The organism is Pseudonocardia sp. DR1-2 (genome assembly GCF_023717215.1).
Taxonomy (GTDB): Bacteria; Actinomycetota; Actinomycetes; order Mycobacteriales; family Pseudonocardiaceae; genus Pseudonocardia; species Pseudonocardia alni.
Window position 1 is genome coordinate 336,171 of sequence record NZ_JAMQOF010000007.1, and the last position, 21,878, is coordinate 358,048.

Sequence of the window (21,878 nt, forward strand, 5' to 3'; positions counted from 1 at the left end):
CAGGGTCCGGTGACGGCGACGAGAGGACACGGGGTTGAGCACAGTGGCCCAGCGTTTCGGGGCGGACGGCGAGTTCGTCGAGCCCGAGCGCGCGCCCGCGTTCCCCCACACGGACGAGTACGGCGGTGCGCCGGAGCCGGGCGCGCCGGACCACGACGCGTGGACCGGCGCCGAGTACGAGGCCCCGCCGATCAGCGGCGCGGTCGTCCAGCAGCACCGCACGCTCCCGCACGGTGAGCTCCGTGCGGACTTCGGCGCACACCTCGAGACGCACTACCCGCGCCTGGTCGCGCAGCTCTACGCGATCACACTCAACCCGCACGACGCGCACGACGCCGTGCAGGACGCCTACTCGCGGGCCTGGCGGCGCTGGGCCGCGCTGCGCGCCGAGCCCGCGGGCCCGGACCACGAGGACGCGGCCGTCGGCTGGGTCCGGCGGGTCGCGATCCGCACGTCGATGCGGGGGCGGATCCTGCGCCGCCGTCGCCGGCCGTCGCCGGAGGAGACCGACCCGCGCACCGGTGCGCTCCTGGAGGCGCTCGGGAGGCTCGCACCCGTCGACCGCCGGGCCGTGGTGCTGCACCACATGGCCGGCCTGTCGACCGGCGCGGTCGCCGAGCTCGAGCGGGTCACCGAGCACGAGGTGCGGCGCCGGCTCGTCCGCGGTCGCGAGGTCGTGACCGAGGGCATGGCCGAGGTGCTGGAGGAGATCATCGGACCGGCGGGTGGCGCGGTCGGGGGACCGCCGCCGGGTCACGGGGCGCCGCTGTACGACCTGCGTGGCGGGTACCCACCCGCCACCGAGGGGGGACGGGTATGAACGGGTTCGCCGACATCGACCGGGAGTTCCACCGGCTCGACGACGTCCTGGCCGCGGCGGTGCCGCTGCCGGCCGTCGACGACGTGATCTCCCGAGCCGCCGGTGCGCGCCGGGCCACCTCGGCCGCGGCCGCGGCGGTGCTCACCGTCGGGTCGCTGGGCGGGATCACCGCCGTCGCGACCGCGGCGGCACCCGGCGGCAGCTTCGTCGGCCCGCCCTTCGCCATCGCCGCGCCGCAGGAGAGCGGCCCGACCCCGGACCCGGTCCGGACCGGCGACGCCGGTGGCGCGGCGACCGGTGGTCAGGGCGGTCTCCCGCCGGCGTTCGACCCGACCGTCGCGGCGACCCAGGGCGGCGCGCTGCCCGGTGGTGGCGGCTCGCCCGCCGCCCCCGCGCCCGGTCCGGCCCCCGCGCCCGGCACCCCCGGCGCGCCGGTGGTCCCGCCGCCGCCCACCGGCGGCGGTCAGCCGACCCCGCCGCCGCACACGACCCCGCCGCGGCCGACCGACGAGGGTTCGCCGGAGCCGACGACGCCTCCGCCGCCCACCACGACGACGCCGCCGACCACGACGAAGCCGCCGGTGACGACGACTCCACCGCCGGAGACCTCGACGCCGAAGCCGACCGACGAGGGCACCCCGGAGCCGACGACCGACCCGGTCCCGACGACGACCAACTCGGCCGCGCCGACCACGACCTCGCCCGACCCGACGACCACCACCGGGACCACGACGCCGGAGACCTCGACCAGCGCCGTCGGCCTCGGCCCGGCGCAGTCCTCCGCGCTCTGACCCACCCGGGCCGGTCCGGCCACGGCCGGACGGCGCCCCGGGCGCGCCGCACGGACCGGCCGCCGTCACCGGTCGGTGGCGACGGTCAGTCCCGAGCCTCCTCCGGCCGGTCCCGCGGGCCCAGGTCGATCCCCAGGGACGCCAGCCAGGCCACGTGGTCGTGGTCGTGGCGGACCAGCCCCTCGAGCACGGCGTGCGACCGCTCCAGGGCGTACTCGGCCAGGTCGGTCCCGACCAGCCCCTGCGCCACGGCGGCGACGAACTCGTCGACGTCGATGACGTCGGTCCCGCGGCCGCGGCGGACCACGAGGTCCAGGTAGAGGTCGGTCATGTGCAGCCGCCTGCCCTCGCGGGTGATCGCGGCGACGTCGACGTACACGTCCTGGTCGCGTTCGTGCCCCGGCCGCCACCGCCAGTCCGACAGGCACACGCCCAGTTCCGGGAGCACCCAGGTCTCGATCCACCAGGCGTTCGGCCGGGCGACGACGGGCCGGGACAGGTACAGACCCCAGCTCTCCTCGCGCAGTGTGGCGATCTCGCGGTGGGTCCCCTTGGTGTCGATCTGGACGCCCCGTCCGGGGTCGAAGGTCTGCGTCTTGGGCGGGTGCACGGTCGCCCATCCTGCCTCCTCCGGAGGATCCGGCGGGGCGCACGGCGGGAAAGTGTCGGGGGTCGCTCGTACCCTGGTGTCATGGCATTCGCGACCGAGGTCCCGGGCAGCGCGGCGGACTCCCGTGCCCGGGAGGACGAGGCACACCCGGACGCGGGCACCACCCCGGCGGACACCCCGCGTGCGCACTCCGAGCACCGCCCGGTGGGTGCGGTCGAGCGGAGCACGGCCCCGTTCCGGGTGGTCAGCGAGCACGTCCCGGCCGGTGACCAGCCGACCGCGATCGCCGAGCTGGACCGGCGCCTCCGTGCCGGCGAGCAGGACGTCGTCCTGCTGGGCGCCACCGGCACCGGCAAGTCGGCCACCACCGCGTGGCTGATCGAGCAGCAGCAGCGCCCGACGCTGGTGATGGCGCCGAACAAGACCCTGGCCGCGCAGCTGGCGAACGAGCTGCGGGAGATGCTCCCGAACAATGCGGTCGAGTACTTCGTCTCGTACTACGACTACTACCAGCCCGAGGCCTACATCGCGCAGACCGACACCTACATCGAGAAGGACAGCTCGATCAACGACGACGTCGAGCGGCTGCGGCACTCGGCGACGATGAACCTGCTGTCCCGCCGCGACGTCGTCGTGGTCGCCTCGGTGTCGTGCATCTACGGCCTCGGCACCCCGCAGTCCTACCTCGACCGGTCCGTCTCGCTGCGGGTCGGCGAGGAGGTCGAGCGGGACCGGCTGCTGCGGCTGCTGGTCGACGTGCAGTACACCCGCAACGACATGTCCTTCACCCGCGGCACGTTCCGGGTCCGGGGTGACACCGTCGAGATCATCCCCGCCTACCAGGAGCTGGCGCTGCGGATCGAGTTCTTCGGCGACGAGATCGAGGCGCTGTACTACCTCAACCCGCTGACGGGCGAGGAGGTCGAGCAGGTCGACGAGATCAAGGTCTTCCCGGCGACGCACTACGTCGCGGGCCCGGAGGCGATGGAACGCGCCGTACGCGCCATCGAGGCGGAGCTGGAGGAGCGCCTCGCACAGCTGGAGAACCAGGGCAAGCTGCTCGAGGCCCAGCGGCTGCGGATGCGGACCCAGTACGACATCGAGATGATCCGCCAGGTCGGGTTCTGCTCGGGCATCGAGAACTACTCGCGCCACATCGACGGCCGCGGCGCCGGCACCGCGCCGGCCACCCTGATCGACTACTTCCCGGACGACTTCCTGCTGGTCATCGACGAGTCCCACGTGACCGTGCCGCAGATCGGCGGCATGTACGAGGGCGACATGTCCCGCAAGCGCAACCTCGTCGAGTACGGCTTCCGCCTCCCCTCCGCGGTGGACAACCGGCCGCTCACCTGGGAGGAGTTCGCCGACCGGATCGGCCAGACCGTCTACCTGTCCGCGACCCCGGGCCCCTACGAGCTCAACCGCACCGGCGGCGAGTTCGTCGAGCAGGTCATCCGCCCCACCGGCCTGGTCGACCCCGAGGTCGTCGTGAAGCCGACCAAGGGCCAGATCGACGACCTGGTCGCCGAGATCCGGGACCGGACCGCCAAGGACGAACGGGTCCTGGTCACCACGCTGACCAAGAAGATGGCCGAGGACCTCACCGACTACCTGCTCGAGCTCGGGATCAAGGTCCGGTACCTGCACTCCGAGGTCGACACCCTGCGCCGGGTGGAGCTGCTGCGGCAGCTGCGGTCCGGCGAGTACGACGTGCTGGTCGGCATCAACCTGCTCCGCGAGGGTCTCGACCTGCCCGAGGTGTCACTGGTGGCGATCCTCGACGCGGACAAGGAGGGCTTCCTCCGCTCCGGCACGTCACTGATCCAGACCATCGGCCGCGCGGCGCGCAACGTCTCCGGCCAGGTCCACATGTACGCCGACCGGATCACCGACTCGATGCGGTACGCCATCGACGAGACCGACCGGCGCCGCGCCAAGCAGGTCGCCTACAACACCGAGCACGGCATCGACCCGCAGCCGCTGCGCAAGAAGATCGCCGACATCCTCGACCAGGTCTACCGCGAGGCCGAGGACACCGAGGCCGTCCCGGTCGGCGGGTCGGGCCGCAACGCCTCGCGCGGCAAGCGGGCGGCGGGGGAGAAGGGCCGTCCGGCCGCGGCGGGCAGCTCCGGGGTGGCGGCGAAGGACACGGCGGGCATGCCGCGTGCCGAGCTGGCCGACCTCATCCAGCAGATGAACGACCAGATGCTCACCGCCGCACGGGACCTCCAGTTCGAGCTGGCGGCCCGGCTCCGCGACGAGATCGCCGACCTCAAGAAGGAGCTGCGGGGGATGGACGCGGCCGGGGTGTCGTAGGCGGGTCCCGCGGCGGGGCGCGGGGTCGCGCCCCGCTACCGTGGTCCACCGTCGTCCCCAAGCGGCCGCCGGGCTCCGCCCGTCGCGCGGCCCGTACCCGTCCGGCCCGGCCGCACACGGAGGAGCCCGCGTGACCGTCACCCGCACCCCGCACGACCCCGACGTGCCCGCCGCTCGCGGCGGGGCCGCCGCGGTCCTCGTCGGACGGCTGCGGACGGCGGCACTCACCCCCTGGACACTCGTGGTCACGGTGCCGCTGCTGGCCGCGGCGCTGTACTGGTCCTGGTTCCGGCTGCGCGACTACGCACTCGACCTCGACGTCTACCGGATCGGCGTGCAGGTCTGGCTGGACGGCGGTGACATGTACGGTCGGCTCCCGCTGCCCCTGCACGGGCCCGAACTGCCGTTCATCTACCCGACCTTCGCGGCGATCACGATGGTGCCGCTGACCGTGGTGCCCTACGCCGTCGCGTTCACCGCCCAGTTCGTCGCCTCGGTGCTGTCGCTGGCGGTCTGCATCGCGCTCACGATCCGCGTCGCGTGGCCCGCGGGCGGGCGGCGGGCCCCGTTCGTGCTGGGCGTGCCGGTGCTGGCCGCGGCGCTGCTCATGGAGCCGGTCGCGCAGACCTTCGCCTTCGGCCAGATCAACCTCGTGCTGATGCTGCTCGTGCTGGTCGACCTGCTCGCCCCGCGGACCTGGTGGCCGCGCGGGCTGCTGCTCGGCCTGGCCGCGGCGATCAAGCTGACCCCGGGCGGGTTCGTCCTGTACTTCCTGGTGCGGCGGGACTGGAAGGCGGCGGGCGTCGCCGTCGTCACCGGCATCCTCGCGACCGGCCTCGGGTTCGTCGTCGATCTCGACTCCTCGGTGCGGTACTGGTTCGTCGGGGGACCGGCGGCCGGGGTCAGCGGCTCGACGTTCTTCTCCAACGAGACCGTGCAGGCCGTGCTCGCCCGCCAGGAGGTCCCCGACCCCTGGTTCCACATCCTGTGGCTGGGCATCGTCGCGGTCCTGCTGGCGCTGGCCGTGCCGGTCGTCCGGCGCTCCGAGCCGGTGATCGCCATGTCGGCGACGGCCGCCGTCGTGCTGATGGCGACCCCGACCGCCTGGTCGCACCACTGGGTGTGGGTCGTGCCCGCGCTGATCGGGATCGGTGCGCACGCCCTGCGGTACCGCAGCGCCGGGTGGGCCGCGGTCGGCGCGGTGATCGCCGCGATCTTCTACATCGCGCCGTTCCGCTGGATGCCCAACGTGTGGGGCGTCGAGATGAAGTGGAGCCTCTGGGAGCAGTTCCTCGGGGCCAGTTACGTCATCCCCGCCGCGCTGACCCTCGGACTGGGCTGCTGGTACGTCACCCGGGGCCCGGGCCGTCCCGGTGGTCCGCGGGCCCCGCACCCCGAGCGGCGTCACGTCGGGTCCTGACCCTCCGGCGGGGGCCGGCCCGGGCACGACCGCCCGCGACTATGGCGCGGGTCACGGACACCCGCCTACTGTGGGAGCCGGAGGTGCCGGTGGAGCCAGTCGACGACGACCGGAACCGGGCAGGCGTGTGCGCCGTCCGCCCGGGGACCGACCTCGGTCGGCACGCCCGGATGCTGTCCCGGCTGCACGACGCGGTGCTGTCCGGCGACGCGCGCCCCGACGACACGGCGCGCGGACGTCGGCTGGTCACCCGCTCCTGGGACCGGGTCCGGGCCCAGGGCGTGGACCCCGACGCCGGTGAGCCGCCCGGCCCGCTGGACGCCGCCGTCGTCGAGCAGCGTCGCGCGACGTCGCCGCTGGTGCCGGTGCTGCCCGCACTGCGTGCCGCGCTGACCTCGGTCGCCGAGGACGCCCGGCACGTGATGGTCGTCTGCGACGCCGACGGGGTCCTGCTGTGGCGGGAGGGCTCGACCGCCGTCCGCCGCCGCGCCGACGCGCTCGGGTTCACCGAGGGCGCGGAGTGGTCCGAGCAGTCGGTCGGCACCAACGCGATCGGGACCGCGCTCGCCGAGGGCGGGCCGGTGCAGATCTTCTCCGCCGAGCACTTCGTGCGCAGCCACCACGGCTGGACCTGCACCGCGGCCCCCGTGCACGACCCGCGCAGCGGTGAGCTGCTCGGCGTGGTCGACCTGTCCGGGCCCGCCGAGACCATCCACCCGACGACCGTCGCGCTCGTCGACACCGCGGTGCGGCTCGCCGAGGCCGGGCTGTGGCAGCGTCACGAGGCCCGCCTCGACGCGCTGCGCACCATCGGCGCCCCGATGCTCGCCGGCGACACCGGGCCGGGCCTGGTGGTCGACGACCACGGCTGGGTCGCCGCCGCGTCCGGGCTGCCCGGTGTCGAACGGGTCGCCGCACCGGTGCCGGAGCGCCTGATCGCCGTCCACGGGCTGGGGCCGTGCCTGCCCGAGCCGGTGCCCGGCGGCTGGCTGCTGCGCCCGGCGTCCGGCGGGAGCAGACGGATGCGGCTGCGCCTGGACCTGGACGGCCGTCCGCCGCAGGCCGTCATCGAGGGCACGACCCGCTGGGTGCACCCGCTGTCGACCCGGCACGCCGAGGTCCTGGTGCTGCTCGCCCGTGCGGGGGCGAGCGGGCTGGACGCGGCCACGCTGTCCCAGGGGCTCTACGGCGACCGGGCGCACCTGGTCACCGTCCGCGCCGAGATGTCGCGGCTGCGCCGGAACCTGGGCGGGATCCTGCTGGCCCGCCCCTACCGGATCGCCCCCGAGGTCGAGCTGGACCTGACGGGGCTGGCCGGCAGCCGGGTCGTGCGGGAGTCGACCGCGCCGGGCGTGGCCGCGCTGCGTCGCGACTGAGCGACCCCGTCGCTGCAACCCGGCTGCAACGCTGTCCGTGACCCGTGTCACCGGATGGACTGGGGTCGCGGGAACGTCCCGCCGCGGCAGGGACGCCGCCCCCGGCGGCCCGCGCGAGCGAACTGGGAGGCCGACATGGGTGTCGCCGTGGTCACCGGAGCCGGACGCGGGATCGGGCGGGGCATCGCCCTGCGCCTGTCACGGGACGGGCACGCCGTCGCCGTCAACGACCGGGACGCCCACGGCGCCACCGCGGTCGCCGAGGAGATCCGCTCGGCGGGCGGGACCGCGGTGGCCTACCCGGCCGACGTCACCGACCCCGACGCGGTCACCGCGATGGTCGGCCAGGTCGCCGAGGAGCTCGGCGGTCTGGACGTGATGGTCGCGAACGCCGGTATCGCCCAGGTCAAGCCCCTGCTCGAGGTGACACCCGACGACCTGCGCACCATCTTCGACGTCAACGTGTTCGGCGTCGTCTACTGCCTGCAGGCCGCCGCCCGCGTGATGATCGACCGGGGGACCGGCGGCAAGATCGTCAGCGCCGCGTCGATCGCCGGGCACCAGGGCTTCGACCTCCTCGGGCACTACTCGGCGACCAAGTTCGCCGTCCGTGCCCTCACCCAGGCCGCGGCCAAGGAGCTGGCGCCGCACCGGATCACCGTGAACGCGTACTGCCCGGGGATCGTCGGCACCGACATGTGGGACCTGATCGACGAGCAGATGGGCGCCCGCAGCGGCGCGGGGAAGGGCGAGACGCTCACGCAGTACGCGGCCGCCATCCCGCTGGGCCGGGTGCAGACCGCCGACGACGTCGCCGCCTTCGTCTCCTACCTCGCCGGCCCGGACTCCGACTACATGACCGGCCAGGCCGTCATGATCGACGGTGGGGTGGTCATGGTCTGAGGGTCCACCGGGTGCCGGGCCGCGCGGCCGGCCCGGCACCACGGTCAGCTGGTGATGTCCTTGGTGCGGAACCGCCACGCCGCGAGCCCCAGGAATGCGGTGGCGTAGCAGACCGCGGAGAACGTCCCGTAGGTCATGTCCGACCAGTCGACGTCGGTCGCCAGCAGCGCCGACCAGGCGTCGCCGTAGTGGGTCGGGAGGAAGTCCCGGATGATCCCCAGGTCCTCGATCTGGTCGATGATCTGGGAGACGATCGAGGCCATCACCGCGCCGCCGACCGCGCCCAGCGGGGCGTCGGTGCTCACCGACAGCAGCAGCGCCAGCCCGGCCACCCAGCTCAGCTGCACGGTCACGTACAGCGCGCCGAGCATCACCCGCCCGGCCGCGCTCCAGAACGGCAGCGACTCCCCGATCGGCGAGACCAGGTCCCCGGTGCCGTAGGCGACCGCCCCCACCACCAGCGACGCGACCGGGAGCAGCAGCAGCGCCGCCACCGACAGCACCCCCGCGACGACGGCCTTCTGCCGCAGCAGCCGCGCCCGCGGCACCGGGACGGCCAGCAGGTAGCGCAGCGACGACCACGACGCCTCCGAGGCCACCGTGTCGCCGAAGAACAGCGCGACCAGCACCACCAGCAGGAAGCTCGCCGAGGCGAACAGCGTGAACACCGCGAAGTTCGCGGCGCTGCCCGACGCCAGGTCGACCAGGCTCGGGCCACGGGCGCCGGGCTCGTCGTCGCCGAGGGAGAACGCCGCCCACAGGATGATCGGCATCGCCACCACCAGCGCGAACGCGACCTGGGTGCGACGGCGCTGGAGCTGGCGGACCAGCTCGGTGCGCAGCGGCATGGTCCGTCCCGGGACGGCGGGCGGCGCGGCCCGGCCGGTCACGAGGTCGCCGACGTGCCCGCGGCGGGTCGAGAGCTGACGGTCGTCACTCACGAGGTACCTCCGACGTCGCGCCCCTCGGGGCCCACCAGTTCCAGGAACGCGTCCTCCAGCCGCCCGCGCGGCCCGGCCGCGCTGACCGCGACCCCGCCGGACACCAGCGCGGCGACGGCGTCGGCGCGGGCGGTGCCGTCGAGATGGGCGTGCACGACGCCCGGCTGGTCCCCGGTGACGACGTCGGTGACGCCGTCGAGGGCGGCCAGCACGGCCCGGGCCCGGCCGGTGTCGTCCACGGTGAACGACGAGCCGCCCCCGGCCGCCATCAGCTCGGCGACCGTCCCCGCGGCGACGACCGTGCCGCGGTGCATGACCACGACCTCCGAGCAGGTCTGCTCCACCTCCGACAGCAGGTGGCTGGACACGAGCACGGTCCGGCCGCCCGCGGCGTAGCGGCGCAGCAGCTCGCGCATCGCGTGGATCTGGGGCGGGTCGAGCCCGTTGGTGGGCTCGTCGAGGATGAGCAGCTCGGGCAGGCCCAGCATCGCCTGCGCGATCGCGAGGCGCTGCCGCATGCCCTGGGAGTAGGTGCCGACGCGGCGGTGCACCGAGTCGCCGAGCCCGGCGATCTCCAGCGTCTCCTCCATCCGCGCCTGCTCCGGCGGGCGCCCGGTGGCCTCCCAGTAGAGCCGCAGGTTCTCCGCGCCCGACAGGTGCGGCAGGAACCCGGGTCCCTCGACGAACGCGCCGATCCGGGACAGCACCGCCGCGCCCGGACGGATGGGACGGCCGAACGCCGTCATCGTCCCGGCGGTGGGCGCGATCAGGCCCATGAGCATGCGCAGGACGGTCGTCTTGCCGGCGCCGTTCGGGCCGAGCAGGCCGAGCACCGCGCCGCGCGGCACGGTGAACGACACGTCCGACACCGCGGCGAACCCGTTGCGGTAGGTCTTCGCCAGCCCGCCGACGACCAGCGGCGGGGCGTCGCCGGGCACGTCGTCGTCGGAGGGCTCGGTCCGGCGCGACCGCAGCCGCGCCACCAGCCACACCAGGAGTGCCGCGGCCAGCACCGCGGCGATCCCGAGCACCGGCCACAACGGGACGGTCCCCGCCGACTCGGTGCGGCCGGGCACCTGGGGCACCGACAGCGCGGTGTCCCCGGCGAGCCCGACCCGCCACACGGCCGGGTCGGCGCCGGAGTCGTAGCCCTGGTCGGTCGTCGACAGCTGCACCAGCAGGCGGCTGCCCGCCTGCACCGGCGCGACGACGCCGGGCAGCGTCACCGTCGCCTCGGCGGGGGAGCCGTCGGCGGGGACGGCGATCCGCAGCGGCGCGACGGCGTTGCCCAGCAGCGTGCTGCGCCCGTCGGGGGTGAGCGTGGTGAGCGACGCGAACAGCACCGCGGTGTCCGGGGCGGGCTGTCCGGCGACCCGCGCGACGCGCACCGTCACCCGCGGCGCCCCGGAGGGCTGCATCGCGTCGGCGACGGGTGCGGTGAGGAACCGGGCGGACTGGCCCGGCGTCGTCAGGCCGGACAGGCCGCCGAGCGAGCCCAGCGACCCGAGCGCCGAGCCGAGGCCGGGCAGCGACGTGAGCGCCGACGGGTTCCCGCCCGGCGGGTGGACGACGGTCTGCTCGCCGCCGTCCAGGGGCAGCGCGGTCGTCGGAGCGGGTCCGGAGCCCGCGGTCAGACCGGGGTAGGCCCCGGCGAGGACGGTCCGGCCGGTGGGGGTGTCGCCGCGGGTGCGGACGGTGCTGCGGACCTGGTAGGCGAAGGGGGCCTCGGCGAGACCACCGGTGGTGCCCTGCGCCGCGGGCAGGCCCCGCAGGTGCTGGTCGAACCAGTCGGCGATGCGGGCGCGGACCTCGGAGTCGGGGCCGCCGCCGTCGTGGCCGCCCGCGAACCACAGCACCGACACCGGAGTGCCGTTCGCGGCGATCTGGCGGGCGTTCGCGTCGGCCTGGTCGAGGCCGAACAGGGTGTCCTGCTCGCCCTGGACCAGCAGCGTCGGTGCGGTGATCCGGTCGGTGACGGTCGCGGGGGAGGAGCGGCGGAGCAGCTCGGCCAGCTCCGGGGAGACGCGGCCGGTGCGGGCGGCCTCGCCGTAGGCGGCGCAGACGTCGCGGGCGAAGCGTCCGCAGATCGGGTCCGACGCCGGCCGCGACGCGTCCGGTGCCCGGCCGGTGGCCGCGCCGGGCGCCGTCGCGCCTCCCGGACCGGCCGCGGTGCCGGCGGCGGTGCCCGGTCCCGCGGTGCCGGCGCCGTCCGGCCCGGACGCGCCCGCGGTGCCGGTGCCGGTGCCGTCGGAGGAGGACGCCCCGCCCGAGGACGAGCCGAAACCGCCCCCACCGCCGGAGCCGCCGGAACCGGAGCCACCGAGCCCGCCGGAGGAGCCGGCGGCGGCACCCGCCGGGGAGTCCCCGCCCGCGGGCACCCGGCCACCGGAGCCGAAGAACACCCCGGCCCAGCCGCTCTTGAACACCCCGTCGCCGGCACCCGCACCGGCCGCCGGCGTGCCCGGCGGCGTCGCACCGGCCGGGACGGCGTTGTTGGGGAACAGCGACTGGCCCAGGTCGTTCCAGGTGATCACCGGCACGATCGCGTCGATCCGCCGGTCGTAGCCGGCCAGCAGCAGGGCGAGGCCACCGCCGTAGGACCCACCGGTCACACCGACGCGGGGGTCGCCGTCGGCGTCGCGCTGCACGTCGGCGCGCGCGGCGAGACGGTCCACCAGCCGCGACGCGTCGGCCACCTCGCGGTCGGGGTCGTCCAGCCCGATCGAGCCACCGGAGGCGCCGAAACCGCGCGCGGTCCAGGTCTGCACCACGTAGCCGCGGGCGGCGAGCTCGCGGGCGTCGGAGTCGACGGAGTCCTTGCTGCCGCCGAAGCCGTGCGCCACCAGCACCGCGGGCGCGGGGGAGGCCGCGGTCGCCGAGGCGGGGACGTAGAGCGAGGTGTCCAGGTCGATCGTGCCCGGCTGCCCGGGGCCGGCCGGGACGGCGACCTCCTCCTCGGTCACGGCGACCGCGCCGCCGTCGTCGGCCGCCGCCGCGGCGGGCGCCGGCGCGGCGACCGGGACACCGGGTGCGGCCGACGCGGCCGGGGCGAACGCCAGCACCAGGGCGGCAACCGTCGCCGCCACCATCGGGGTACGGACCCACCGGGTCCGGGGGAGCACGTGCACGTCATCGAAACTACGCAGATCGCCGCGACCGCGTCGCCGGTCGGCGGGTGCGTCCCGCCACGCCCGCCGCCCGGCACCGTTCCGGCACGGGAACCGGCACCGGCCCCGGCGAACCGGGCACCCGGGATGAATGCCGCACCAACGGCGCGTGACCCCGGGGTGTCGCCGGGCGTTCACCCGACGTTCCGCCGTGCAACGCCGACCGGAAGCCGCAGCCCGGCACCGTCCCCGGGTGTGAGCGTCAACCCCACCGGAGAGACCCCCGGCGTCGGTGTCCCGCGGGCACTCGCCGTCGACATGACGATCGCCGACCAGCAGGACTGGCTCGCCGCCTTCCTGCGACGCCACCCGGTCAGCCGGCGCACCGCGCTGCGCGGCGGCGCCGGAGTCCTGGCGACCCTCGCGGCGTCCGGGTCGCCGTGGGCCCGCGGGGTGGCCGCGGCCGCCGCACCCGCGCCGGTGACCGTCGTCGGACGGCACCTGGCCTACGGGCCCGACCCGGCCCGCTCGATGTCGTTCTCCGGGGAGCTGACCGCGGCCCCGCCGCCCGGCCGGATGGTCGTCGACGTCGGCACCGACTCCGGGTTCGGGCTCACGCTCCCGGTGCAGGTCCGCCCGCTGGAGAGCCTCGTCCCGCAGGTGGACGGCAGCATCCGCGGCACCCGCCAGTGGTTCGCCCACGCCCGCCCCGACGGCCTCACCCCCGGCAGCCGCTACGTCTACCGGTTCCGCATCGAGGGCCCCGGCGGAACCACGGCGACCACCGCCACCAGCACCTTCCGCACGGCCGCGCCCCGCGGCACCCGGCACCGGTTCACCTTCACCGCCTTCGCCGACCAGGGCGTGAGCACCGGTGGGGAGCCGAACCACTACAAGCCCGACGACACCCACCGCAGCCCGGCGCCCGCGGAGGCGCTGACCGCGCTCGTCGCCGCGGAGGCACCCGCGTTCCACCTGCTCGCCGGCGACATCTGCTACGCCGACCCCTCCGGCGCCGGCCGGCCGGTCCGCAACGGCGCCCCGCAGGACGACGAGGCCCACGACAGCTTCGACCCCACCGTCTGGAGCACCTACTTCGCCGCGATCGAACGCTCGGCCGCGTCGACCCCGTGGATGTTCGCCACCGGCAACCACGACATGGAGGCGCTCTACGACCTGAACCGGGCCGACGGCCCCGCGCACGGCTACGCCGGTCACGCCGCCCGGCTCGCGCTGCCCGGGACCGGCCCCCGCGGCTGCCCCTCGGTGTACGCGTTCACCCACGGCACCGTCGGGGTCGTCAGCGTGGACGCCAACGACCTCTCCACCGAGATCCCGACCAACGCCGGCTACTCCGGCGGGACCCAGCTGACCTGGCTGGAGCGGACCCTGGCCGGCTGGCGCGCCGACCCGGACGTCGAGTGGATCGTGCTGTTCTTCCACCACTGCGCGTTCGCCACCTCGGGCTCGCACGCCTCCGACGCCGGGGTGCGACGGGCGCTGGCGCCGCTGTGCGACCGCTACCGGGTCGACCTGTGCGTGCAGGGCCACAACCACCAGTACGAGCGCACCGACCCCATCCGCGACGGCCGCCCCACCCGTCCGGCGCCGGACCGCTCCACCGTCCACCCGGAGACCGACGGCACCACCTACGTGTGTGTCGGCTCCGGCGGACGGCCCCGCTACCGCTGGCAGCCCGGCGAGACCGACAGCTTCCGCGGCCACGAGACCGAGCAGGCGCCGGTCACGAGCTTCCTGGCCGGTCCCGACGACCAGAAGCAGGCCGAGACCGTCACCTGGTCGCGGACCCGCTACCTCGGCTACGCCTACCTGCGCTGCTCGGTGGTCCCCGGTTCCGGCGGCACCGACTCCCGGCTCGTCGTGCACGCGATCTCCGACCTCGGCGAGGAGATCGACATGGTCCGGCTCAGCCGTCGCGCGCGCCGCTGAACCGGACACACCGGACGACTTCCGGCCCCGACCGGGTGCCCTGGGTCACCCCGACTCGCCATGCAACGGACCAGGGAGGACACTTCACCTACCGCAGGGGAGTATCCCTACCGCGGTGGTGTCGTCAGCACGGTGTCGTCGCGAGCGTGGTTCGCGAGCGGACCCGGCACCACCGGCCACGCTCGGCAGCCGCAGCAAGGTCTGCCGTGGCGGGAGAGACCTCGGGCTGTCTGATGCTGCCCTGGTCTGGAGGAACTTCGTGAACGTACCCCTGTGGGTCTGGCTGGTCACCATCGTCGGGTTCGTGCTGGTGATCGGCGTGGACCTGTGGCTCAACGACCACAAGCCGCACGCCGTGACCCTGGGCGAGGTCACCCGCTGGGTCGTCTTCTACGTGGCGCTGGCCGTCGCGTTCGGCTGCGGGGTCTGGTTCTTCTCCGGGGGCACCTACGCCGGCGAGTTCTTCGCCGGCTACCTGACCGAGTACTCGTTGTCGGTCGACAACCTGTTCGTCTTCCTCATCATCATGTCCGCGTTCAAGGTGCCGGTCCTCCACCAGCACCGGGTGCTGCTGGTCGGCATCGTGATCGCGCTGATCATGCGGAGCATCTTCATCGCCGCGGGCGCGGCGGTCATCGACCGCTTCAGCTGGGTGTTCTTCCTCTTCGCCGCGTTCCTCATCTACACCGCCGTCTCGCTGGTCAAGCAGGCTGCCGGCGGCGACGACGAGGAGTGGAAGGAGGGCCGGGTCCTGCAGTGGGTCCGCAAGGCCTTCCCGGTCACCGACGACTACCACGGTGCCAAGACCACCGTGAAGATCGACGGCAAGCGCTGGCTGACCCCGATGCTGATCGTGATGATCGCCATCGGCGTCACCGACATCATGTTCGCCCTGGACTCGATCCCGGCGATCTTCGGCCTCACCCAGGAGCCCTACCTCGTCTTCACCGCGAACGCGTTCGCGCTGATGGGGCTGCGCCAGCTCTACTTCCTGCTCGGCGGGCTGCTCAACAAGCTGGTCTTCCTGTCCTACGGCCTCGCGGTGCTGCTCGCCTTCATCGGCGTCAAGCTCGCCCTGCACGCCCTGCACGAGAACGAGCTGCCCTTCATCAACGGCGGGGAGCCGGTCCCGGTCCCCGAGGTCGGGATCGGACTCTCGCTCGGCGTCATCGTCGGCGTCCTCGCGCTCACCACGATCGTCAGCCTCGTGGCGGTCCGGATGAAGCCTGAGCTGGCCGAGCAGGGCAGCGGGATCACCGCGCCGCCGCTGGCCCGCACCAAGGAGGAGGCCGCGCAGATCGAGGCCCAGGACGAGCAGGCCGACCATCGGGTGAGCGCGCCCCCGCGCGACTGAGGCCCCCGGCCCGTCGGATCCGCATCGGACACCGGGGCGGGGCCGTGTCGGCCCCGCCCCGCCCGGCGCGCCGCGCCTGTGACCAGGCGAAACGTCCTGCCTGGTGATTGTCAAGTGTTGCTTCGCCACGTGGTCCAGTTCACTATCGGGTGATCCTGGCGTCGTAGCGAGGGGCTGACGCATGATCCCGGTGATCGAGTTCGTCCTGGGCGTCGCCGTGCTGGTCTACAGCGCGGAGAAGCTCATCGGCTACCTGGTCGGGGTGGCGAGTCGCTGGGCGATCTCGCTGTTCCTGATCGCCGTCGTCTTCACCGGGATCGAGTTCGACGACCTCGCGTTCGGGGTCGTGCTGAACATGGAGGACCTCAGCGACGTCGCGCTCGGCACCGTCATCGGCACCACGATCGCGCTGACCGGCATCGTGCTCGCGCTCGCCGCGATCATCGCGCCGACCCGGGTCGAGGTCCCGCGCGACTACCTCGCGCTCTACGTCGCCGCCCCGGTGGTGATGTTCCTGCTCGCGCTCGGCGGGCTGCTCACCGCCGGCACCGGCGTCGTGCTGATCCTGCTGTTCGTCGCCTTCGTCGGCTGGATCGCCTACCGCGAGTACTCCGCCCGTCGGCCCGTCTGGCGCAACGCCGAGGTCTACGAGCAGCTGGAGAAGGCCGGGGTCGCCGCGGGCGGGAGCACGACGGCGACGGTCGCGCCGAACGGCCCGCCCCGGACCGACGCGGCGGCCGGCAGCCCCGGGTTCCGGCTGCCCGAGGACCTGCGCGTCGACGACGGGTTCCTCAAGGCCCGCGCCCAGCCGCCCGGGCGGACCATCCTGTTCGCCGTCATCGCGCTGATCGGGCTGGTCGTCGGCGCACTCATCGCCGGGCAGGGCACCGAGGGCATCCTCGAGACCTGGGCGATCAGCGGGACGGTCTTCGGGGTCACCATCGCGACGCTCGCGCTGTCCCTCGAGGACATCCTGATCACCGTCGAGCCGGCCCGGCGCGGCGCGCCCGAGATCGCCGTCGCGAACGTGCTCGGCAGCGTCGTGTTCTCGGTGACCGGCAAGCTCGGCGTGATCCTGCTGGTCGGCGGGGCGATCGTGGTCGACCCGACGGCCCTGGTCTGGCACCTGCCGGTGCTGCTCGGGCTCACCGTGCTCTCCGCGGTGTTCCTGGGCACCGGACGCATCCGCCGCTGGCACGGCGTGGTGCTGCTGGGGCTCTACGTCGCCTACTTCGTCCTCAGCCTGACCGTCTTCGGCGGCGTCCCCGTCGACGACTGAGCACCTGCAGGGAGACCCGATGCTCACGAAGGACCGGATGGCCGCGGCGCTCGTCGTCGTGGCCGCGCTGGTCGGCCTCGTGCTCGTGTTCGGCACGGGCGAGGGCGCCCGCGACGACGACGACGCCCCGGCGGGCGGCCCGCCGTCGGCCACCCGGGTGGACGACGACGACCGGCGGGCCCCGGCCGCTCCGGCCCCGCAGGACCGGGCGCCGGGGCAGCAGCAACAGCAGCCCGACGACGATGACGACGACGGCTGAGCGGCGTCAGAGGTGGTGCAGCACGACGTCGTCGATCCGGCCGTCGTGCAGGGTCAGCGTCATCCAGGTGTGGGTCGGCATCCGGCGCCGGTCGGTCGGCGACCCCGGGTTGAGCAGGCGCAGCCCGTCCGCCGCGGAGTCCCACGGGATGTGCGAGTGCCCGAACACCAGCAGGTCGGTGTCGGGGTGCGCGGCGAGCGCCCGGCGTTCGCGGCCCTGCTTCGGGCCGGTCTCGTGGGTCACCGCGACCCGGACCCCGTCGAGGGTCGCCCGGGCCGTCTCCGGCAGCCGGGCGCGCAGCTCGTCGCCGTCGTTGTTGCCCCAGCATGCGAGCAGCCGGGCCGCGCGGCCCTCGACCCGGTCGAGCAGCTCCACCGAGCACCAGTCACCGGCGTGCACGACGACGTCGGCGGCGTCGACGGCCTCCCACACCGGCCCGGGGAGCCCACCGGAGTGGGCGGCCCCGCGGCTCGGGTGGTGGGTGTCGGAGATCAGCAGGAGCGCGGTCAGCGCACGCCCACCAGGTCGCAGACGAAGATCAGGGTCTCGTTCGGGGCGATGACGCCGCCCGCGCCGCGGGCGCCGTAGCCCAGGTGCGGCGGGATCACGAGCCGGCGGCGGCCGCCGACCTTCATCCCGGCGACGCCGTTGTCCCAGCCGGAGATGACCTGACCGGCGCCGAGGCCGAACTGCAGCGGCTGGCCGCGGTCGTAGGAGTTGTCGAACTCGCGGCCGGTGGACTGCGAGACCCCGACGTAGTGCACGGCGACGGTGTCACCGGGCTTGGCCTCCGGGCCGTCGCCGACGGTCAGGTCCTCGGTCACGAGGTCGGTGGGCAGCGGGCCGTCGACGATCTCGACGGCGGGCTTCTGCGGTGCGGACACGGACGAGCTCCTCACGGACGGGGACGGCCCGCGGGGGGCGGGCCGTGGGGGTGCGCGACGACCCTGCCAGAACCCGCCGGCGGGTGCGTCCCGGGCCCGCCCGTCGTGGCACGCTGCACACCGTGACCGGTGACCGTGACCTCTCCGGCGGCGCCCCCGACGACGGCGTCGCGACCGACTGGCCCCGCTGGCTCGACGTGCTGGAACGGGCCGGGATCCCGGCCTCGTCCAACCTCCGCGCGCCCGCGGAGCCCGGCGCGGTGGCCGACGCCGAGGCGGTGTTCGGCCGGGAGTTCCCGGCCGCGCTGCGGGCCCTCTACGCGCTCGCCGACGGCCAGCTGGCCGACCACCCGCGCGCCCCCGGCCCGCACCCGGAGGTCGCGACGAGCCTGTTCCCCGCGACCTACCGGTTCGTGCCCCTGGCCGAGGCGACGCGGGAGTACCGCGGCTGGCTCGACGTCGTCGCCGACATGGGGCACGACCACGTGACCGTGCGCGCCGGGGACCCGGTGCTGGCCCACTACTGGGACGCGGGCTGGTGGCCGCTGGCCGTCGACGGCGGCGGGAACGCCCTGGTCGTCGACACCGTCCCGGAGCCCGGTGGCGCCGTCGGGCAGATCGTCGTCGCCGGTCCGGACGAGGACGAGCGCCGCGTGGTCGGGACCGGCGTGGGGGACTACCTGCGCCGGCTGATCGCCGCCGGACCGGAGGTCGACGACGCGGTCGTCGACCCCTCGGACCGGGCCTACCGCTTCTGGGACGCCACGCACCTGCGCTGACCGGGCGCGGCCCGCTGCCGCTCCGGCCTCAGCGGTGCGGCCGGGGCGCCAGCTCCAGGTCCACCCGCGCCGGCCGGTTCGCCTCGGACACCACGTCCTCGACGAGCCCGTGCTCGGGCGACAGGTGGCACACCGGGTCGGTGGCCGCGGCGTCGCCGGTGAGCTGGAACGCCTGGCAGCGGCACCCGCCCAGGTCGATCTCGCGACGGTCGCAGGTCCGGCACGGCTCCTGCATCCAGTCCTCGCCGCGGTAGGCGGTGAACAGCGGCGCCGAGGTCCAGATCTCCTCGAGGCCGCTGTCGCGGACCGAGGCCCGCGGCAGCGGCAGGGTCTGCGCGGCCGGGCAGGGCAGCGCGTCGCCGTTCGGGGCGACGGTGAGCTGACGCTGCGCCCAGCCCCCCATGCACGGCTTGGGGTAGCGGGAGTAGTAGTCGGGCAGCACGTGCACGACCTCCATCGACCCGGCCAGGCGCGCCCGGGCGGCGGTGACGACCTCCTCGGCCCGGTCGAGCTGCTCGCGGGTCGGGAGCAGCGACGACCGGTTGCGCCAGGCCCAGCCGTAGTACTGGGTGTTGGCGAGCTCCACCCGGTCGGCGCCGAGGCGCTCCACGAGGTCGACGATCGCGCCGATCCGCTCGATGTTCTGCCGGTGCAGCACCACGTTGACCGTCAGCGGCCAGCCCAGCTCACGGACGAGCCGGCAGGCCTCCAGCTTCTTGTCGAACGAGCGGATCCCGGCGATCCGGTCGGAGGTGGCGGGCTCGTCGGCCTGCACACTGACCTGCACGTGGTCCAGCCCCGCCGCGCGCAGCGCCTCGGCCCGCGGCCGGGACAGCCCGATCGCACTGGTCACGAGGTTGGTGTACATACCCAGGTCGCAGGCGGTGCGGACCAGCTCGGGCAGGTCCCGCCGCAGCAGCGGCTCCCCGCCGGACAGGTGGCACTGCAGCACGCCCATGGCGGCGGCCTCGCCGAACACGCGCTGCCAGTCGGCGGTGGACAGCTCGTCGTCGTAGCGGGCCAGCTCGATCGGGTTCGAGCAGTAGGCGCACGCCAGCGGGCAACGGTAGGTGAGCTCGGCGAGCAGCCCGAACGGGCGCGGGGCGCTCATCCGAGCGCCACCAGGTTCCGGGCGACGAGCCGGGTCAGGTAGTCGCGCACCTGGTCGCCGACGACCAGCGCGTCGGCCTCGTCGAAGTCCGCGACCAGCGCCGCGACGATGTCGTCGACGCTGCGCTCGCCGTCGCACAGGCGCAGCACCGCGTGCCCGGTCCGGTTCAGTACGACGACGGTCTCCGGCCCGAGCAGCACCCACCCGCCGGTCGGGCGGTCCGGCCGCATCCGCACGTGCCGGCCGAGCCGGGGCCGGGAGTCCCCGGTGACCGCGGGTGTGCGGGCGGCCCGTTCGCCGCGTCGTGGCGCCGGGACCCGTGCCGCGCCGGTGGCGGTCGACCCGTCACGCGTAGGCATGGTCGATCGCATCCATGATCGCCCAGAGCACGTCGCACTTGAACGACAGCGCGGCCTCGGCGGCGTCCTGCTCGGCGGGGGTGCGGCAGTGCGCGACGACGACCTCCAGTGCGTGCTCGGAGTCCCGCGGGGCCTGGAACAGCCGGTTGCGGAAGTACTGGAGCCCGTCCGGGTCGATCCAGGTGTAGTACTTCTCGAACGCCGCCAGCCGCTCGGCCATCAGGTCCGGGGCGAACAGCTCGGTCAGCGACGACGCGACCGCCTCGACCCACGGCCTCGTGCGGGCGAAGCCCACGTAGGCGTCGACGGCGAACCGCACCCCGGGCTGCACGTGCCGGTGGTCGGTGATCTCCGACCGGCTCAGCCCGCACGCCTCGCCGAGCCGCAGCCACGCCTCGATGCCCCCCTGTCCGGAGTTCCCGCTGCCCGCTTCCCGGCCGTCGTGGACTCCATCATGATCAGTGATCCGGCGGATCCACCGCCGCCGGACCCCGACGTCGGGGCAGTTCGACAGGATCGCCGCGTCCTTGACCGGGATGGCCTCCTGGTAGGCGAACCGGTTCGCGACCCAGCCGCGGATCTGGTCCGGGGTGAGGGTGCCGTCGTTCATGCGGACGTGGAACGGGTGCGCCGAGTGGTACTGCGCGGCGTGCGCCCGCAGCCGTCGCACCAGCGCGGTGTCCGGAGCGGTCATGTCAGACCTCCAGTTCCAGTCCGTCGAACCCGACGACGACCCCGGCGGCGGTGACCGCGGCGCGTTCGGCGGAGTCCTCCAGCAGGACGGGGTTGGTGTTGTTGACGTGCACGTAGACGATCCGGGGCACACCGAGGGCGGTGAGCACCTCCAGGCTGCCACCACGACCGCCGACGTGCAGGTGTCCCATGTCGTGCGCCGTCTTCGCGGCCAGCCCGAGCCGGACCAGCTCGTCGTCGTGCCAGGTCGTGCCGTCGACGAGCAGCAGGTCGGCGCCGTCGATCTCGTCCTGCACGGCGGGGGTCAGCTCCTGCACGCCGGGCAGGTACACCGCGTACCGGCCGGACGCGGTGTCGGTGAACCGGTACCCGACCACCCGCCCGGGCAGGCCCTCGGCGACGCCGAACCGGTCGTGCTTGCCCGTCGGCGCCTCGAACGCGCGGTAGACGAGGCCGCCGAGGTCGTGGTCGGCGCCGGGGACGACCTCGGTCCAGGTGACCGGGCAGAACCGCTCCAGGGTGGGCAGCAGCCCGGATCCCTCGCGCAGGGTCCGCTCGGTCGCCGCGGTCGCGTGCAGCGACACCCCGCGGCCCTCGCGCAGCAGCACCAGCCCCAGGGTGTGGTCGATCTCGGCGTCGGTGAGCAGCACACCCTGCAGCGGGGTCGTCCGGTCGCCGGTCGGGTGCAGCGCGGGAGCGTCGGCGAGCTGGGTGCGGACGTCGGGGGAGGCGTTGACCAGCCACCACCGCCGCCCGTCGGGGGAGACGGCGATCGAGGACTGGGTGCGCGGCGTCGCCGGTCGCGACCCGTCGCGCACCGCCCGGCAGCCCGGACAGCCGCAGTTCCACTGCGGGAAGCCACCGCCCGCCGCCGATCCGAGGATCCGGATCCTCATGACACCCCCTGTTCCACGGCGACGGCC

Annotated in this window: 20 protein-coding genes; 11 read left to right on the forward strand and 9 right to left on the reverse strand. The window is 74.5% G+C overall.

The window, feature by feature from the left end:
- Positions 1-43: 43 nt before the first annotated feature.
- Positions 44-820: a sigma-70 family RNA polymerase sigma factor gene (locus tag ND486_RS22215; RefSeq protein WP_251786473.1), complete on the forward strand. Its 777-nt coding sequence runs from the start codon at positions 44-46 to the stop codon at positions 818-820.
- The gene (locus ND486_RS22220) at positions 817-1,611 is read left to right on the forward strand and encodes a hypothetical protein (RefSeq protein WP_251786421.1); all 795 of its coding nucleotides are present in this window, start codon (positions 817-819) and stop codon (positions 1,609-1,611) included. The genes ND486_RS22215 and ND486_RS22220 overlap by 4 nt, the downstream gene beginning before the upstream one ends.
- An 85-nt stretch (positions 1,612-1,696) precedes the next feature.
- On the opposite strand, the gene ND486_RS22225 is transcribed toward ND486_RS22220, so the two are convergent.
- On the reverse strand, positions 1,697-2,221 hold the full coding sequence (locus tag ND486_RS22225) for a DUF402 domain-containing protein (RefSeq protein ID WP_251786422.1): 525 nt from the start codon (positions 2,219-2,221) through the stop codon (positions 1,697-1,699).
- Between the two features lie 81 nt (positions 2,222-2,302).
- Between ND486_RS22225 and uvrB the strand changes: the two genes are divergently transcribed.
- The 4 genes from uvrB (at position 2,303) to ND486_RS22245 (ending at position 8,239) form a co-directional block, all read left to right on the forward strand.
- Positions 2,303-4,540, forward strand: a complete 2,238-nt coding sequence (uvrB, locus tag ND486_RS22230) for an excinuclease ABC subunit UvrB (protein WP_202968142.1) — start codon at positions 2,303-2,305, stop codon at positions 4,538-4,540.
- Between the two features lie 130 nt (positions 4,541-4,670).
- Positions 4,671-5,960: a glycosyltransferase 87 family protein gene (locus tag ND486_RS22235; RefSeq protein WP_251786423.1), complete on the forward strand. Its 1,290-nt coding sequence runs from the start codon at positions 4,671-4,673 to the stop codon at positions 5,958-5,960.
- A gap of 170 nt (positions 5,961-6,130) precedes the next feature.
- Positions 6,131-7,336, forward strand: a complete 1,206-nt coding sequence (locus tag ND486_RS22240; protein ID WP_255655657.1) for a GAF domain-containing protein — start codon at positions 6,131-6,133, stop codon at positions 7,334-7,336.
- Positions 7,337-7,471: 135 nt separating this feature from the next.
- On the forward strand, positions 7,472-8,239 hold the full coding sequence (locus ND486_RS22245) for an acetoin reductase (RefSeq protein WP_251786425.1): 768 nt from the start codon (positions 7,472-7,474) through the stop codon (positions 8,237-8,239).
- A 44-nt stretch (positions 8,240-8,283) separates the two neighbouring features.
- Here the strand turns inward: ND486_RS22245 and ND486_RS22250 are convergent, their stop codons facing one another.
- Positions 8,284-9,180 (reverse strand): ABC transporter permease, encoded by an 897-nt coding sequence (locus ND486_RS22250; RefSeq protein WP_374231592.1) that lies wholly within the window; start codon positions 9,178-9,180, stop codon positions 8,284-8,286.
- On the reverse strand, positions 9,177-12,269 hold the full coding sequence (locus tag ND486_RS22255) for an alpha/beta fold hydrolase (protein WP_285899144.1): 3,093 nt from the start codon (positions 12,267-12,269) through the stop codon (positions 9,177-9,179). The genes ND486_RS22250 and ND486_RS22255 overlap by 4 nt, the downstream gene beginning before the upstream one ends.
- Before the next feature lie 273 nt (positions 12,270-12,542).
- On the opposite strand from ND486_RS22255, the gene ND486_RS22260 reads away from it, so the two are divergent.
- From ND486_RS22260 to ND486_RS22275, 4 genes are all read left to right on the forward strand, one after another.
- The gene (locus ND486_RS22260; RefSeq protein WP_251786427.1) at positions 12,543-14,237 is read left to right on the forward strand and encodes a metallophosphoesterase; all 1,695 of its coding nucleotides are present in this window, start codon (positions 12,543-12,545) and stop codon (positions 14,235-14,237) included.
- 259 nt (positions 14,238-14,496) lie between these two features.
- Entirely contained in the window at positions 14,497-15,591 is a 1,095-nt protein-coding gene (locus ND486_RS22265; protein ID WP_251786428.1) for a TerC family protein, read from the forward strand.
- A gap of 181 nt (positions 15,592-15,772) precedes the next feature.
- Positions 15,773-16,870 carry a sodium:calcium antiporter gene (locus ND486_RS22270; RefSeq protein WP_251786429.1) on the forward strand — a complete coding sequence of 366 codons (1,098 nt, stop codon included), beginning with the start codon at positions 15,773-15,775 and terminating at the stop codon, positions 16,868-16,870.
- A gap of 19 nt (positions 16,871-16,889) precedes the next feature.
- On the forward strand, positions 16,890-17,129 hold the full coding sequence (locus ND486_RS22275) for a hypothetical protein (protein ID WP_251786430.1): 240 nt from the start codon (positions 16,890-16,892) through the stop codon (positions 17,127-17,129).
- A gap of 6 nt (positions 17,130-17,135) precedes the next feature.
- Here the strand turns inward: ND486_RS22275 and ND486_RS22280 are convergent, their stop codons facing one another.
- Together ND486_RS22280 and ND486_RS22285 are read right to left on the reverse strand one after the other, a co-directional pair.
- The gene (locus ND486_RS22280) at positions 17,136-17,639 is read right to left on the reverse strand and encodes a metallophosphoesterase (protein ID WP_251786475.1); all 504 of its coding nucleotides are present in this window, start codon (positions 17,637-17,639) and stop codon (positions 17,136-17,138) included.
- Complete coding sequence (locus tag ND486_RS22285; protein WP_226356486.1) at positions 17,636-18,013, reverse strand: FKBP-type peptidyl-prolyl cis-trans isomerase; 378 nt, start codon at positions 18,011-18,013, stop codon at positions 17,636-17,638. The genes ND486_RS22280 and ND486_RS22285 overlap by 4 nt, the downstream gene beginning before the upstream one ends.
- Before the next feature lie 122 nt (positions 18,014-18,135).
- Between ND486_RS22285 and ND486_RS22290 the strand changes: the two genes are divergently transcribed.
- Positions 18,136-18,792 carry an SMI1/KNR4 family protein gene (locus ND486_RS22290; protein WP_251786431.1) on the forward strand — a complete coding sequence of 219 codons (657 nt, stop codon included), beginning with the start codon at positions 18,136-18,138 and terminating at the stop codon, positions 18,790-18,792.
- 28 nt (positions 18,793-18,820) lie between these two features.
- On the opposite strand, the gene pqqE is transcribed toward ND486_RS22290, so the two are convergent.
- The 4 genes from pqqE to pqqB are packed head-to-tail and all read right to left on the reverse strand — an operon-like array spanning position 18,821 to position 21,851.
- On the reverse strand, positions 18,821-19,903 hold the full coding sequence (gene pqqE, locus ND486_RS22295; protein WP_251786432.1) for a pyrroloquinoline quinone biosynthesis protein PqqE: 1,083 nt from the start codon (positions 19,901-19,903) through the stop codon (positions 18,821-18,823).
- Entirely contained in the window at positions 19,900-20,262 is a 363-nt protein-coding gene (gene pqqD, locus ND486_RS22300) for a pyrroloquinoline quinone biosynthesis peptide chaperone PqqD (RefSeq protein ID WP_251786433.1), read from the reverse strand. The genes pqqE and pqqD overlap by 4 nt, the downstream gene beginning before the upstream one ends.
- Positions 20,249-20,956, reverse strand: a complete 708-nt coding sequence (gene pqqC / locus ND486_RS22305; protein ID WP_251786434.1) for a pyrroloquinoline-quinone synthase PqqC — start codon at positions 20,954-20,956, stop codon at positions 20,249-20,251. The genes pqqD and pqqC overlap by 14 nt, the downstream gene beginning before the upstream one ends.
- A 1-nt stretch (position 20,957) precedes the next feature.
- Positions 20,958-21,851, reverse strand: coding sequence for a pyrroloquinoline quinone biosynthesis protein PqqB (pqqB, locus tag ND486_RS22310; protein WP_251786435.1), 894 nt, complete (start codon positions 21,849-21,851; stop codon positions 20,958-20,960).
- Positions 21,852-21,878: the final 27 nt, after the last annotated feature.

Bases quoted from the DNA above. Each gene is read 5' to 3' on its own strand.
- ND486_RS22220 (WP_251786421.1), top strand. From the start codon at position 817: ATGAACGGGTTCGCCGACATCGACCGGGAGTTCCACCGGCTCGACGAC.
- uvrB (WP_202968142.1), top strand. From the start codon at position 2,303: ATGGCATTCGCGACCGAGGTCCCGGGCAGCGCGGCGGACTCCCGTGCC.
- ND486_RS22240 (WP_255655657.1), top strand. From the start codon at position 6,131: ATGCTGTCCCGGCTGCACGACGCGGTGCTGTCCGGCGACGCGCGCCCC.
- ND486_RS22245 (WP_251786425.1), top strand. From the start codon at position 7,472: ATGGGTGTCGCCGTGGTCACCGGAGCCGGACGCGGGATCGGGCGGGGC.
- ND486_RS22255 (WP_285899144.1), bottom strand. From the start codon at position 12,269: ATGGTGGCGGCGACGGTTGCCGCCCTGGTGCTGGCGTTCGCCCCGGCC.
- ND486_RS22270 (WP_251786429.1), top strand. From the start codon at position 15,773: ATGATCCCGGTGATCGAGTTCGTCCTGGGCGTCGCCGTGCTGGTCTAC.
- ND486_RS22275 (WP_251786430.1), top strand. From the start codon at position 16,890: ATGCTCACGAAGGACCGGATGGCCGCGGCGCTCGTCGTCGTGGCCGCG.
- pqqE (WP_251786432.1), bottom strand. From the start codon at position 19,903: ATGAGCGCCCCGCGCCCGTTCGGGCTGCTCGCCGAGCTCACCTACCGT.
- pqqD (WP_251786433.1), bottom strand. From the start codon at position 20,262: ATGCCTACGCGTGACGGGTCGACCGCCACCGGCGCGGCACGGGTCCCG.
- pqqC (WP_251786434.1), bottom strand. From the start codon at position 20,956: ATGACCGCTCCGGACACCGCGCTGGTGCGACGGCTGCGGGCGCACGCC.
- pqqB (WP_251786435.1), bottom strand. From the start codon at position 21,851: ATGAGGATCCGGATCCTCGGATCGGCGGCGGGCGGTGGCTTCCCGCAG.